At 67.1% G+C, this 12,942-nt stretch carries 13 protein-coding genes; 9 read left to right on the top strand and 4 right to left on the bottom strand.

Translation table 11 applies throughout. The annotated features are described in order from the left end of the window. Positions 1-29 precede the first annotated feature (29 nt). Positions 30-911, top strand: a complete 882-nt coding sequence (locus ABQE44_RS02780) for a formylglycine-generating enzyme family protein (protein WP_448428147.1) — start codon at positions 30-32, stop codon at positions 909-911. Here the strand turns inward: ABQE44_RS02780 and ABQE44_RS02775 are convergent. Continuing rightward, positions 908-2,629, bottom strand: a complete 1,722-nt coding sequence (locus ABQE44_RS02775) for a SulP family inorganic anion transporter (RefSeq protein ID WP_448428145.1) — start codon at positions 2,627-2,629, stop codon at positions 908-910. The genes ABQE44_RS02780 and ABQE44_RS02775 overlap by 4 nt on opposite strands. 171 nt (positions 2,630-2,800) lie before the next feature. Between ABQE44_RS02775 and ABQE44_RS02770 the strand changes: the two genes are divergently transcribed. The 4 genes from ABQE44_RS02770 to ABQE44_RS02755 are packed head-to-tail and all read left to right on the top strand — an operon-like array spanning position 2,801 to position 6,722. Then, positions 2,801-3,574: an SDR family NAD(P)-dependent oxidoreductase gene (locus tag ABQE44_RS02770; protein WP_448428143.1), complete on the top strand. Its 774-nt coding sequence runs from the start codon at positions 2,801-2,803 to the stop codon at positions 3,572-3,574. After that, complete coding sequence (locus ABQE44_RS02765) at positions 3,571-4,386, top strand: SDR family NAD(P)-dependent oxidoreductase (protein WP_448428141.1); 816 nt, start codon at positions 3,571-3,573, stop codon at positions 4,384-4,386. Before ABQE44_RS02770 ends, ABQE44_RS02765 begins: the two co-directional genes overlap by 4 nt. 12 nt (positions 4,387-4,398) lie before the next feature. Further along, on the top strand, positions 4,399-5,544 hold the full coding sequence (locus tag ABQE44_RS02760) for a serine hydrolase domain-containing protein (RefSeq protein ID WP_448428139.1): 1,146 nt from the start codon (positions 4,399-4,401) through the stop codon (positions 5,542-5,544). 8 nt (positions 5,545-5,552) lie between these two features. Further along, complete coding sequence (locus tag ABQE44_RS02755) at positions 5,553-6,722, top strand: AI-2E family transporter (RefSeq protein WP_448428137.1); 1,170 nt, start codon at positions 5,553-5,555, stop codon at positions 6,720-6,722. Here the strand turns inward: ABQE44_RS02755 and ABQE44_RS02750 are convergent. Then, a complete protein-coding gene (locus ABQE44_RS02750; protein ID WP_448428135.1) occupies positions 6,703-7,509 on the bottom strand; it encodes a dienelactone hydrolase family protein in 807 nt (268 codons plus the stop codon). The two genes, ABQE44_RS02755 and ABQE44_RS02750, sit on opposite strands and share 20 nt — an antisense overlap. A gap of 13 nt (positions 7,510-7,522) precedes the next feature. Next, positions 7,523-8,170: a DUF4245 domain-containing protein gene (locus ABQE44_RS02745; RefSeq protein ID WP_448428133.1), complete on the bottom strand. Its 648-nt coding sequence runs from the start codon at positions 8,168-8,170 to the stop codon at positions 7,523-7,525. A gap of 55 nt (positions 8,171-8,225) precedes the next feature. Between ABQE44_RS02745 and glpX the strand changes: the two genes are divergently transcribed. The 4 genes from glpX (at position 8,226) to ABQE44_RS02725 (ending at position 12,561) form a co-directional block, all read left to right on the top strand. Beyond that, a complete protein-coding gene (gene glpX, locus ABQE44_RS02740) occupies positions 8,226-9,254 on the top strand; it encodes a class II fructose-bisphosphatase (protein ID WP_448393281.1) in 1,029 nt (342 codons plus the stop codon). Positions 9,255-9,277: 23 nt separating this feature from the next. Continuing rightward, complete coding sequence (locus tag ABQE44_RS02735) at positions 9,278-10,690, top strand: class II fumarate hydratase (RefSeq protein ID WP_448393280.1); 1,413 nt, start codon at positions 9,278-9,280, stop codon at positions 10,688-10,690. An 89-nt stretch (positions 10,691-10,779) separates the two neighbouring features. Next, positions 10,780-11,661 (top strand): universal stress protein, encoded by an 882-nt coding sequence (locus ABQE44_RS02730; RefSeq protein WP_448393279.1) that lies wholly within the window; start codon positions 10,780-10,782, stop codon positions 11,659-11,661. 3 nt (positions 11,662-11,664) lie between these two features. Then, the gene (locus tag ABQE44_RS02725; RefSeq protein WP_448428131.1) at positions 11,665-12,561 is read left to right on the top strand and encodes a universal stress protein; all 897 of its coding nucleotides are present in this window, start codon (positions 11,665-11,667) and stop codon (positions 12,559-12,561) included. On the opposite strand, the gene fdxA is transcribed toward ABQE44_RS02725, so the two are convergent. Then, positions 12,551-12,910 (bottom strand): ferredoxin, encoded by a 360-nt coding sequence (fdxA, locus tag ABQE44_RS02720; protein ID WP_448393277.1) that lies wholly within the window; start codon positions 12,908-12,910, stop codon positions 12,551-12,553. The genes ABQE44_RS02725 and fdxA overlap by 11 nt on opposite strands. Positions 12,911-12,942 lie beyond the last annotated feature (32 nt).

Genomic DNA, 12,942 nt, shown 5'->3' with positions numbered 1-12,942 from the left:
AGCCTGCGCCCTCACCCCAGAGCCAACGTATGACGGATGTCGATCTGGTCTGGATACCGGCGCAGACGACGACTCTGGGATCTGATGCGCACTACCCAGAGGAGGCGCCGACGCGGGACGTCAGCGTGGACGGGTTCTGGATCCAGCCGTATCAGGTCACCAACACCCAGTTCGCCGAATTCGTCGACGCCACAGGGTATGTCACCGTCGCACAGCGGCCGCTCGATCCGGCCGCATATCCCGATGCACCAGCCGAGAACCTACAGCCGGGATCGATGGTGTTTCACCGCACTCAGGGTCCGGTGGATCTGCGGCACCTCAACCAGTGGTGGACGTGGACACCCGGCGCGTCATGGCGGCACCCCGTAGGCCCGCTGTCGTCGATCGCCAAGCGTGCCGACCACCCCGTCGTCCACGTCGCCTACGAGGACGCCGAAGCCTATGCGGCCTGGGCGGGCATGGCGCTACCCACCGAAGCGGAATGGGAGATCGCTGCCCGCGGCGGCCTGTGCGCCGCCGAATTCACCTGGGGCCACGACCCCGAACCACCCGGCGTACACCTCGCGAACTATTGGCACGGAGACTTCCCCTGGCGGCCCGAGAAGGGCTACGGCCGTACGACTTCCGTCGGTTCCTTCCCGCCCAATGGCTACGGCCTGTTCGACATGGCGGGCAATGTATGGGAGTGGACGACGGACTGGTACGGCGACACCCGAGACGACCAGCCATGTTGCGCGGCAGACAGCTACGACCCACAGCAGCCGCAGTTCCAGGTGCCGCGCAAAGTCGTCAAGGGCGGTTCCTTCCTCTGCGCGGACTCGTATTGTCGGCGCTACCGACCGGCCGCACGCCGCCCACAGCCGGTCGACACGGGCATGAGCCACATCGGGTTCCGCTGCGTCAAGCGCTAGCCGCCATCGCCACCCTGCTGCGCGATCCACTGCTCACCCCGCCGCACCGCCTCCTCGACGGGGCCGAACACCCGGTCACTGGCGGGCACGATCCCGTCGTCGCCAAGGACGTTGGTCAGCCCTCCTGCCGCCAGCACCTTCGCCGTGGCTGGGCTGGCGCCGGCGATGATCAGACGTCCACCATTGTCACGCAGGTCTTGCGCCCACCGCCGCAGCGACTTGATCACCTTCGTCGACGGAACATCCGGCAGTGTCCTCATGCCGAGGACCACGACAGCACGATGCGAATCCGTCACCCGCGGCCACTCCTCGTCGATACGAGGCACCTCGGCGAACAGTCCCACGCCCGAATACTGCAACACCGTCACTTTATCGCTTTCGACCTGCTCCGGTACCGGTGCAATCTGCCAGTCGCCGTCCTGCATACGCACGAACGCCTTGAGTCCTGCTGCCTGCGAAGCCTTTACGCAGTAGAGCACCAGCGAGGTGAGCGCTCCGATGAGGATCGCGGTGTGCAGCGGCAGTTGGGTGGTCGCGAGGAAGGTCACCACCATCGCCACCGCCGACAGCGGCGCAGTGCGCAGCACCAGCTTGATGTCCGCCCACCGACCGGCCACGAGTTCCGCGCCGATCACCAAGATGAGCCCGCCGATCACCGGCATCGGGATGAGCTCGGCCAGCGAGCCCGCGACGACGACCAGAGCCGCCAGCCATACTCCGGCGAAGATACCCGCCCACCGCGTCTGAGCGCCCGCCGAAACCGCCACCCCGGTGCGTGACAGGGAACCGCCCGTCGGCAGAGCGCCGAAGAACCCGCCGGCGAGGTTGGCCGCGCCTTGCGCGACGAAATCGCCATTGGTATTGGGTCGCGTGCCGTCGGGATTCGGTACCGCCGCCGAGATACCGGCCGCCTGCGCCAGCCCGACCAGCGCCACCGCCAGGCCACCGGCCAGCAGTTCCGGCATTGCCGCGAAGTTCGGCATCAGAAAGGGCGGCAGCGCATTCGGAATGGAGGCGATGTCCCCCACCGTTTCGACCTCGACGTCGATCACGACGACGACGACGGTCACCACGACCAATGCGATCAGGGTGGCGAAGGCTTCCAGCGGCTTGATGAAGTGGAACACCGCCCACACCGCGACGGTGCCGAGCGCGACAAGGCACGGCGCCAGCTGCCAGGACCCGGCGTGGGCGGCGGCGTCGACGAACTTCCCGATGGTGTTGTGGCTGGCGGGGCGATAGCCGGTGGAATCGTGGATGACCCCGGCGATGATCTGCAGCGCGATGCCGGTCGTGAAGCCCGTCATCACCGCGTTGGAGACGAAGTTCATCATCGCCCCGAACCGGAGCAGACCGAACAGCAGCATCAGCGCGCCGGCGACGATCACCAGCGCCGCGATGTTCGACGGGTCGGTCGGATCGAGTCCTGCTGCGCTCAACACGCTTTGCGACGTCAAGGCCAGCGCGCTGGTCAGCGTGGTCACCATGAGCACGGTGCGGGCGAACATCGAGCCGACGATCGTCGAGACGACACCCGAATAAAGGCCCGCCACCGGGTTGAAGCCGCCGATGCTGGCGTAGGCCATGCCCTCCGGGATGGAGAACAGGCCGGTCACCAGGCCGGAGATCACATCGCGGAAGCGGGGACGGCCGAGCGCCGACGCGGCGCATCGCAACCGGTTCTGCGGCGGGCGTCGAACGCCCGGAGTTCCGCCCACCGGTATCACCCTGCCACTCCGCGCCTCCCCGCGGGCCCGCAATCGCGGCGATCACGGCGCTGAGGAGTCGCCGAATTCTGCAGGAGGGTCGCAGGAACCGACGGGCAACGACCCTGGTGCAGAATTCGCGGATGGGCGAAGATGCCTGGAACACGTTCTACGAGGAGGCACATGACAGACCAGCACACCGCCAGGAAAGCGTTAGTGATCGGCGCAGCGTCCGGGATCGGCTGGGCGTCGGCGCGCGCGCTGGCCGCCGACGGCTGTCACGTCACCCTTGCCGACCGCAACATCGACGGCGCCTGGGAGCGGGCCGCCGAACTCGGTGATCCGCACACCGCCGCCCACGTCGAGGTCACCGACGAAGCATCCGTGCAGTCGTTGTTCGAACAGACCGGCCCGCTCGACGTCGTCGTCAACTGCGCGGGCTTTTCCAACGTAGGGATGATCACCGACATGGCCGTCGAGGACTTCCGCGCCGTCATCGACGTCTGCCTCAACGGCGGGTTCATCGTCGCCAAACACGCCGGGCGCACGTTGCGCGAAGGCGGTGTGCTGGTGTCGATCAGCTCGCTGAACGGACGTCAGCCCGCCGCCGGGATGAGCGCCTACTGCGCGGCCAAGGCCGGGCTGTCGATGCTCACCCAGGTCGCGGCGCTCGAACTCGGCCCGCGCGGCATCCGGGTCAACGCGGTGGCGCCCGGTTTCGTGCACACCCCGCTGACGGCGCCCGCCGCTGCCGTGCCCGGCGTCGTCGAGGAATACGTGGAGAACACCGCGCTCGGGCGCGCAGGCACGCCCGAAGATATCGCCGAAGCGGTGCGCTATCTCTGCTCACCGGCGTCGTCCTGGCTCACCGGCGAGGTGCTCGACCTCAACGGCGGCGCGCACATGAAGCGGTACCCGGATGTGATGGCCCACGTGATGAAGCTTGCCGCGCAATGACATTCGACGGCAAACAGGCGATCGTCACCGGAGCGGGATCGGGTATCGGCGCGGCGCTGTGCCGCGCGTTGACCAACGCCGGCGCCGACGTGTTGTGCACAGACGTCGACGCTGACGCGGCCGAACGCACCGCCGCGGCCCTTGGGCCGCGGGCACGTGCGTCGCGTCTCGATGTCACCGACGCAGCGGCGGTGCAGGCCGCCGTCGACCACGTCGTCGACCGGGCCGGCCGGCTGGACCTGATGTTCAACAACGCCGGAATCGTGTGGGGCGGTGACAGCGAACTGCTGACGCTTGCGCAGTGGAACGCCATCATCGACGTCAACATCCGCGGTGTGGTGCACGGGGTCGCGGCCGCGTACCCGCTGATGGTGCGCCAAGGCCACGGCCACATCGTCAACACCGCGTCGATGGCCGGATTGACCGCGGCCGGACAGGTCACCAGTTACGTGATGACCAAACACGCGGTGGTGGGGTTGTCGCTGGCGCTGCGCAGCGAGGCGGCCGCGCGTGGGGTCGGCGTCCTCGCCGTCTGCCCGGCCGCGGTCGAGACCCCGATCCTCGACAAGGGCGCGATCGGCGGTTTCGTCGGCCGCGACTACTTCCTGCAGGCTCAGGGCGGCAAGCCGTATGACGCCGATCGGTTGGCCCGCGACATCCTGCGCGCCGTGCAGAACAACAAGCCGCTGTTGGTCAAACCCCGTATCGCGCATGCGCAATGGCTGTTCGCGCGGTTGGCGCCTTCGCTGATGAACCGGATGTCGATGCGGTTCATCGCCTCGCAGCGCGCCCGACAACGCACCGGAACATGACAAGATCGCCCCATGGGTCGCTTCTCGAAACGGGCGGTGGTGGTTGCGGTGGCCACCGTGTTGGCCACCGTCGCGCTCACACCACCGGCACAGGCGCAGCCGCAACCACTACCGCTTGACACCGGGGCCGCCGAGCAGCTGCTCGACGACTACGTCGCCAACGACCGCACACCCGGTGCGCTGCTGCAGATCAGCACCCCGAACGGGACCTGGTCGACGGCAAAGGGTTTGGCCAACACCGCGACCGCGACACCGATGTCGATCGATCTGCAGCACCGAATCGGCAGCGTCACGAAGACCTTCACCACCACCGTGGTGCTGCAGTTGGCAGCCGACGGGATGTTGTCGCTCGACGACCCGGTCGAACGCTACGTCCCCGGCGTGCCCGGCGGCGACCGCATCACGATCCGGATGCTCGGCGACATGACCTCGGGTCTGGCCGACTATCTGGCCAACGACGAGTTCTACCAAGCACTGCTGGCCGATCCGCATCGCCGGTGGAGCGCCGAGGAACTGCTGGCCGCCTCCTATGCGCTGGGACCGCAGTTCGCCCCAGGCAGCGACTGGTCCTACTCCAACGCCAACACGGTGTTGCTCGGGCTGGTGGTCGAGAGTCTGACGGGTAAACCGTTCGCCCATGTGCTCGACGAGAGGATTCTGACGCCGCACGGTCTGGGCCACACCAGCTATCCGGCCGGCAACCACTTCAGCGAGAACCACACGTTCGGCTACACCGACGAGTTGGCCGGCCGGCCGATGACCGACGCCACCTTCTGGAGCCCCAGCTACGGCAACGCCGCCGGGCAAATGATCTCCACCGCAGACGACTTGACGAAATGGCTGCGCCTGCTCGGCACTGGGGTGTTGCTGACCCCGCAACTACACGCCGAGCGGCTGGCCTGGCAGCGCGTCGGCGCCAACAACGACAGCTGGCACTACGTATTCGGCATGGCCGACTTCGGCGGCTGGCTCGGGCACACCGGCGAGATCTTCGGCTTCCAGACCGCCGCCGTCTACCACCCCGGGCTGGATACCACGATCGTGTTGGCGCTCAACACCGATAAGCAACTCGACGGTGAACCCACGGCGCACGCCCTGCTGCGCGAACTGGGCCGGTTGCTGTTCCCCGCCAATCCCGTCGACGTGCCCGTAGTCTGAGCACGCCGATGACGACCGACGAATTCAGCACCACCCAGAAACGGGCCCTAGCCGTGGTCACCGTGATCGCGTTACTGGTCGGGGTCTATTTCCTGCGTGGCTTCTTCGTGCTGATCGTCGTGGCGGCAGTGTTCGCCTACCTGTTCACCCCGCTTTACGAGCGGCTGCAGCGACGGCTCAGCGTCGGGATGTCGGCGACGCTCACATTGATTGCGGCGCTGCTGATCGTCGCCATCCCGCTGGCCGGGATCGTGTTCCTGGCGATCGTGCAGATCTCCCACATGGTCAACGCGGTCAGCGGCTGGGTGGCGCAGACCGACATGTCCACGCTGGGTGACCGCAGCCTGCAGTTGATCAACGAATTGTTCGACAAGGTACCGTTTCTCGACGTCAACGTGACCCCCGACTCGCTGCGCCAGGCGGTTGTCACGGTCGCCCAACGGGTCGGTGAATGGCTGCTGCAGGTGCTGCAGGGCGCGGCGGGCAGCATGGTCGCCGCGATCGCGGCGGCGATCATCTTCCTATACGTGTTCATCTCGCTGCTGGTGAACCGCGAGAAGATCCGCAGGCTGATCGCCCAACTCAACCCGCTAGGTGAGGAGATCACCGATCTGTACCTGGCCAAGACGGGCGCCATGGTGCGCGGAACGGTCAAGGGCCAGTTCGTGATCGCGTTGTGTCAGGGGGTCTCCGGGGCGGCGTCGATCTACATCGCCGGTTTTCACGACGGCTTCTTCATCTTCGCGATCCTGTTGACCGCGCTTTCGGTCATCCCGCTCGGCGGCGGCATCGTGACCATCCCGTTCGGGATCGGGATGATGTTCTTCGGCAACATCATCGGCGGGGCGTTCGTGGTGATCTTTCACCTGGTGGTGGTCACCAACATCGACAACTTCCTGCGCCCGATCCTGGTGCCCAAAGAAGCCCGGCTCGACCCCGCGCTGATGCTGCTGGCGGTGTTCTCCGGGATCGCGCTGTGGGGGTTTTGGGGCATCGTCATCGGACCGGTGCTGATGATCATCATCGTCACCACCATCAGCGTCTATCTGTCGGTCTACAAAGGCGTGCCGATCACCCAACACGACGACGACGAGAAGCCGCGCCCGCCCAAACTGTTCAGCCGGCTCGCGGAGCGTCTCAAACGGGATAGCAAACCGGCTAAGTCAACCGCCGGGTGAGAAACTCGACGACACGCTTGCGGGCCTCGTAGGCCGGGTGCCCGTCGACCTCGCGCACCTCTTCGGTGAGCACCGAGTGCGCCATCTTCGCGAACCCGTGTTCGTTGCCCTTCTTCGAGTCGATCTCGATGACCTCGAACGCATCGCCCAGCCGAGCTTTGAGCGTCTTGAACCGCTCCGCAGGCGCCAGCGGGTCCTCGCTGAACCGCAATCCCATCGCGCACAGCCCCTCGGTCGCGGCGCGCTGTTCGACGATGCGCAGCTCGGCCTCCGACAGGCCCGGGTCGCGGCGCTGCTTCGGGGTCAGCGGCAGCGGCAGCGACGGCTGGCTCAGCACTGGGGCCAGCACGCTGTATTCGACCGCCGCCGCCAGCGCGAAGCCACCGGTGAAGCACTGCCCGATCACGCCGACACCCTTGCCCGGCGTCTTCTCGTTGAGGTCGCGGGCCAGCGCACGAAGGTAGTGGGCCACCGGCCGGTCGGCGTTGGTGGCGAAGGCGGCGAACTCCCGCGCCACGCATCCGCGCGCCAGCACACCCACCATGCCGGGCCGCACGGCCGCCGCGCCCGGGGTACCGAATAGTGACGGCGCGGCGACGGTGAAACCGTTGTCCACCAGGTGGTTTCCCAATGCCAGCACGCCCGGGTGCAGTCCGGGCATCTCGGGGATCAGCAGCACACCGGGGCCGTCGCCCTTGCGGTAGACATCGTAGGTGAATCCCGCCGCGGAGAACGGGGCGGCGACCCAGCCCGCCAGATCGGCTTCAGGAGCGGCGTCGGCTGTCATGGCTTCCCATCCGTCACTTGCCGGGCAGTGGCGCGGCGGTCTGTGTCGCCGCGGCCAGCGTACGGAACTCGTCTTCGCTGCCTGCGCCAGTTATCGCGATCTGGGCCGGTCCGGTCGGACCAGACAGCCGCGTGGTCCACACCGGTTCGGCGGGCTGATTCTCCCCGTCGCCGCCCTGGTAGACCACCCAGGTGACGCCGTTGACATCCTCGACACCGGTCGGGTGGGCGTCGGTGTTGATCGAGGTGACCAGTTTGGCCTCGTCGGCATTGCTCTGCGTGAGGCTGAGGTACATACCGCTGGGCGCCAGATAGCCGACGACCGAGCTGACGGCGCGTGCGGGCTGAGCGGTCACCGGGTCGGTGCGGCCGGCTTCGATGCCCTTGCGGCTACCGGAGTTCGACTGCCAACCCTGCGGTAGCTGCGGCAGCCGGATCGGGATGTGCAGCGCGTCGGCGTCGGCCTGCAGGGCCGCGGGGGCGTCATAGGACGGGGCGGGTCCGGTGCCGGGCCCGCCGGCCTGAAACGAGCACATCCCCAGCAACCCGGCCAGCACGATGCAGGCCAGCACCAGCGGGGCCATCGACCAGAACATGTCGCGACCGTCCTGCAGAAGCCGGGGCTTCTGCGGCTTGGGGGCCGGTGGTGGCTGCGTGCTCATAGCCGCCAGTATCCCAGCTGCCCCAGGGCGCGCCGATAATGGGACAATCTGGCCCATGACGCCCGCTCGTGGAGAAGCCCCGGACCGAAACCTTGCCCTTGAGCTCGTGCGAGTGACCGAGGCAGGCGCGATGGCGGCCGGCCGCTGGGTCGGCCGTGGTGACAAGGAGGGCGGCGACGGCGCCGCCGTCGACGCCATGCGTGAACTGGTCAACTCGGTGTCGATGCGCGGGATCGTGGTGATCGGTGAGGGTGAGAAGGACAACGCCCCGATGCTCTACAACGGCGAAGAGGTCGGCAACGGCGACGGCCCGGAATGCGACTTTGCCGTCGACCCCATCGACGGCACCACGCTGATGAGCAAGGGGCTGGCCAACGCGATCTCGGTGTTGGCGGTCTCCGAGCGGGGCACGATGTTCGACCCGTCGGCGGTGTTCTATATGGACAAGATCGCCGTCGGCCCGGAGTCGGTCGACGTCATCGACATCACCGCCCCGATCGGCGAGAACATCCGCCGGGTCGCGAAGGCCAAGAGCGTGTCGGTGTCCGACCTCACGGTGTGCATTCTGGACCGGCCGCGCCACCAGCAGCTGATCGCCGACGTGCGCGAGGCCGGCGCCAGGTGCCGGTTGATCACCGACGGCGACGTCGCCGGAGCCATCTCGGCGTGCCGGCCCAACACCCCCACCGACATGCTGGTCGGGATCGGCGGCACCCCCGAGGGCATCATCGCCGCGGCGGCGATCCGCTGCATGGGCGGTGCGATCCAGGGCCGGCTGGCGCCCCGCGACGACGAGGAACGCCAGAAGGCCCTCGACCGCGGTTACGACCTCGACCAGGTGCTGACCAGCGAGGACCTGGTGTCAGGCGACAACATCTTCTTCGCCGCAACCGGCGTGACCGACGGCGATCTGCTCAAGGGCGTGCACTTCTACAGCGGCGGCTGCACCACGCAGTCGATCGTGATGCGGTCCAAGTCCGGCACGGTCCGCATGGTGGAGGCCTACCACCGGCTCTCCAAGCTCAACGAGTACTCCGCCATCAACTTCACCGGCGATTCCAGCGCCATCCGACCGCTGCCATAACAACAACGAGCGAGGAACAACACATGAGCGTCGAGAACGACGTGAACTACCGCATTGAACACGACACCATGGGCGAGGTCCGGGTGCCCGTCGAGGCGCTGTGGCGCGCCCAGACGCAGCGCGCGGTGCAGAACTTCCCGATCTCGGGCCGCGGCCTGGAGCGCACCCAGATCCGGGCGCTCGGCCTGCTCAAGGGCGCGTGCGCGCAGGTGAACAAGGACCTGGGGCTGCTGGCGGCCGACAAGGCCGACGCGATCATCGCCGCGGCCAACGAGATCGCCGACGGCCAGCACGACGACCAATTCCCCATCGACGTGTTCCAAACCGGTTCGGGCACAAGCTCGAACATGAACACCAACGAGGTGATTGCCAGCATCGCCGGCCAAAACGGCGTGACGGTTCACCCCAACGACGACGTCAACATGTCGCAGTCGTCCAACGACACCTTCCCCACCGCGACCCACATCGCTGCGACGGAAGCCGCTGTGCGCCACCTGATCCCGGCGCTAGAAGTGCTGCACGAATCGCTGGCCGGCAAGGCGCGGCAGTGGCGCACCGTGGTGAAGTCCGGTCGCACCCACTTGATGGACGCCGTTCCGGTGACGCTGGGCCAGGAGTTCGGCGGATATGCGCGACAGATCGAGGCGGGCATCGAACGAGTCAAGGCCACCCTGCCTCGGCTGGGTGAACTGGCCATCGGCGGCACCGCGGTCGGCACCGGGCTCAACGCACCCGACGACTTCGACGAGCGCGTCGTCGCGGTGCTGACCCAGCAGACCGGGCTGGCCGAACTACGGGTGGCCGCCGACCATTTCGAGGCTCAGGCAGCACGCGACGGGCTGGTCGAGGCCTCCGGCGCGCTGCGCACCATCGCGGTCTCGCTGACCAAGATCGCCAACGACATCCGGTGGATGGGCTCGGGACCGCTGACCGGCCTCGGCGAGATCCAGCTTCCGGATCTGCAGCCGGGAAGCTCGATCATGCCGGGCAAGGTCAACCCCGTCATCCCCGAGGCCGTCACCCAGGTGGCCGCACAGGTCATCGGCAACGACGCCGCGGTCGCGTTCGGCGGCGCGTCCGGCGCGTTCGAACTCAACGTCTACATCCCGATGATGGCGCGCAACCTGCTCGAGTCGTTCAAAATCCTGACGAACTCCTCAAAGCTGTTCGCCGAGAGGTGTATCGACGGCCTGGTCGCCAACGAGGACCGGCTGCGCGAGCTCGCCGAGTCATCGCCGTCGATCGTGACACCGCTGAACTCCGCGATCGGCTACGAAGAGGCCGCCGCGGTCGCCAAGCAGGCGCTCAAGGAGAAGAAAACGATTCGGCAGACGGTCATCGACCGTGGTCTGATCGGCGACAAGCTCTCCATGGAGGAGCTCGACAAGCGCCTCGATGTGCTGGCGATGGCCAAAGTCAAGGACGGCGACCGGTAGCTGTCGGCATGGGACCAACGGCCCTGCACAATCCGCGCCCACCCGCATAGGGTTGGTGGGGATGCGAGACCGAGTCGAAAGGTAACGGCATGTCGGAGCCCACCACCAAGTACGGAATTCTGGTCGCCGTCGACGGATCACCGGAATCACAGGCTGCCATCCGGTGGGCGGCCCGCGAAGCCGCCACCCGGGGGACGCAGGTCACGTTGATGCACGTCATCGCGCCCGTCGAGGTGACGTGGCCCGTCACGTACCTGCAGTCGAGTTTCGACGAGTACCAGGAAGAAAACGGCACACAGGTCATCGAGCAAGCGCAGAAGATCTTCTCGGAATGCGTCGGCACCGCCGAAGCACCGCCGGTGCGCACCGCGATCGAGCACGGACCGATCGCGTCGACGCTGATCACGGCGAGCGGTGACGCGTGGTTGGTCGTCGCGGGCACCCGCGGCATGGGTGCGCTCGGGCGCACGCTGCTTGGCTCGGTCAGCAACGGTCTGCTCAACTACGCGCGGTGCCCGGTCGCGATCGTCCCCGACGAAGCCCAAACCCCCGACCCCGCGGCCCCTGTCCTGCTCGGTATCGACGACTCACCGGCCTCAGACGGTGCCGCTGCCCTGGCGTTCGACGAGGCGTCACGTCGCGGCGTGGAGTTGGTGGCCCTGCACGCATGGAGCGACAACCGGATCTTTCCGATCGTCGGAATGGACTGGCAGAAATACGAAGAAGAAGGCCACAAGGTGCTCGCCGAGCGTCTAGCGGGTTGGCAGGAGCAGTATCCCGATGTGCAGGTGCGCCGCCGCCTCGTTGCTGACCACCCGGCGCGGTGGTTGCTCGACGAGTCCAATCAAGCACAGCTTGTCGTGGTCGGCAGTCGCGGTCGCGGCGGCTTCAAGGGCATGCTGTTGGGTTCGGTCGCCTCAAAGGTTGCCCAAGGAGCCAAGGTTCCGGTCATCGTCGTCCGCGGTCGATAACCGATGGCCCCGAAACCCGACAGCACAGGCCCGGTCGTCGTCGGCGTCGACGGTTCGAACGAGGCGACAAAAGCCGCGGTCTGGGCGGCGGCCGTGGCCGAGAAGTTCGAAGCGCCGCTGCACATCGTGCACGCCACACCGGACACCGGGCGTCTTTTCTCCGATGCTGCTGCGGCCGTACGCGCATCGCTGATGGCCGAACAACAAAGGTCGGCCGACGCGATCCTCAAGTCAGTCGAGGAGGCGGTGCGCACACGGTTCGCCAAGCTCACCGTCACGGCCGACCGATTCGATGAATCGGCGTCGAAGGTGTTGACCGACCTGAGCAAACAGGCCCGCCTCGTCGTCCTCGGAAGCAAAGAGATCTCTCCCAGCGCTGCCCTGCTCCTCGGTTCGACAACCGTTGCGGTGACCACACATTCGTCGTGTCCCGTTGTCACCTGGCGTGGCGAGATCACCGCGCCGACGGATCAGCCCGTCGTGCTGGGCGTTGAACCCGAACGCACCGGTGCCGCCGCGTTTCGGGCCGCGTTCGAATTCGCCGACCGGTTCGGCGTACCCGTGCACGCCATCAACGCCTGGCCGGGGCGCCGCATCCTCGGCGGGATCGAGATCCCTGCGCTGATCGACTGGGGTGCCGTCGAGGCGGCGCAATGGCAGTACGTGATGGGCGCGGTGGAGCCGTGGAGCGAGAAGTACCCCTCCGTCGAGGTCAGATATTTCGTCGACGCGGCCGGGGCCGGTTCCGCGCTGCTGAACTACGCCGCCGACGCACAGTTGGTGGTCGTCGGCAGCCGGGGCCGCGGGCTCCTGGCCGGCGCGCTATTGGGCTCGACGAGCCTGAACATGCTGCACCACAGCCCGGTTCCGGTGCTGGTGTGCCACAACGCTAACCCCTGACAGTTCGCCGCGGCGTGCTGGGCATCGCGGCGATCAGCGGTGTGTCCACACCGACGGGGCCCAATGCGGCGGCCCCGCCCGGTGCCCCGAGCGGTCCGTCTCGCCCGGGCAGCGTTTCGTTGAAGAACGCGGCGTTGTCAGCCAGATGCTGGAGCTGATCCTCCGGCAGATCGGTCTCGTAGTAGATCGCGTCCGCTTCGCACGCCAGCCTGCAGGCACCGCAGTCCACACATTCGTCCGGGTTGATGTAGAGGACCCTGGCGCCCTCGTAGATGCAATCCGCCGGACACTCCTGGACGCAGGCTTTGTGCATCACGTCCACACACGCCGCACTGATCACATAGGTCATGGTGGCGACGCTACGTACGAAGACGGGTGTGG

The sequence above is a fragment of the Mycolicibacterium sp. XJ2546 genome, from assembly GCF_053483195.1.
This window is presented reverse-complemented; position numbering and strand designations above follow the sequence as displayed.

Coding starts and splice junctions, on each gene's coding strand:
- ABQE44_RS02780 (WP_448428147.1), top strand. CDS start 30: ATGACGGATGTCGATCTGGTCTGGATACCGGCGCAGACGACGACTCTG.
- ABQE44_RS02770 (WP_448428143.1), top strand. CDS start 2,801: ATGACAGACCAGCACACCGCCAGGAAAGCGTTAGTGATCGGCGCAGCG.
- ABQE44_RS02765 (WP_448428141.1), top strand. CDS start 3,571: ATGACATTCGACGGCAAACAGGCGATCGTCACCGGAGCGGGATCGGGT.
- ABQE44_RS02760 (WP_448428139.1), top strand. CDS start 4,399: ATGGGTCGCTTCTCGAAACGGGCGGTGGTGGTTGCGGTGGCCACCGTG.
- ABQE44_RS02755 (WP_448428137.1), top strand. CDS start 5,553: ATGACGACCGACGAATTCAGCACCACCCAGAAACGGGCCCTAGCCGTG.
- ABQE44_RS02750 (WP_448428135.1), bottom strand. CDS start 7,509: ATGACAGCCGACGCCGCTCCTGAAGCCGATCTGGCGGGCTGGGTCGCC.
- ABQE44_RS02745 (WP_448428133.1), bottom strand. CDS start 8,170: ATGAGCACGCAGCCACCACCGGCCCCCAAGCCGCAGAAGCCCCGGCTT.
- glpX (WP_448393281.1), top strand. CDS start 8,226: ATGACGCCCGCTCGTGGAGAAGCCCCGGACCGAAACCTTGCCCTTGAG.
- ABQE44_RS02735 (WP_448393280.1), top strand. CDS start 9,278: ATGAGCGTCGAGAACGACGTGAACTACCGCATTGAACACGACACCATG.
- ABQE44_RS02730 (WP_448393279.1), top strand. CDS start 10,780: ATGTCGGAGCCCACCACCAAGTACGGAATTCTGGTCGCCGTCGACGGA.
- ABQE44_RS02725 (WP_448428131.1), top strand. CDS start 11,665: ATGGCCCCGAAACCCGACAGCACAGGCCCGGTCGTCGTCGGCGTCGAC.
- fdxA (WP_448393277.1), bottom strand. CDS start 12,910: ATGACCTATGTGATCAGTGCGGCGTGTGTGGACGTGATGCACAAAGCC.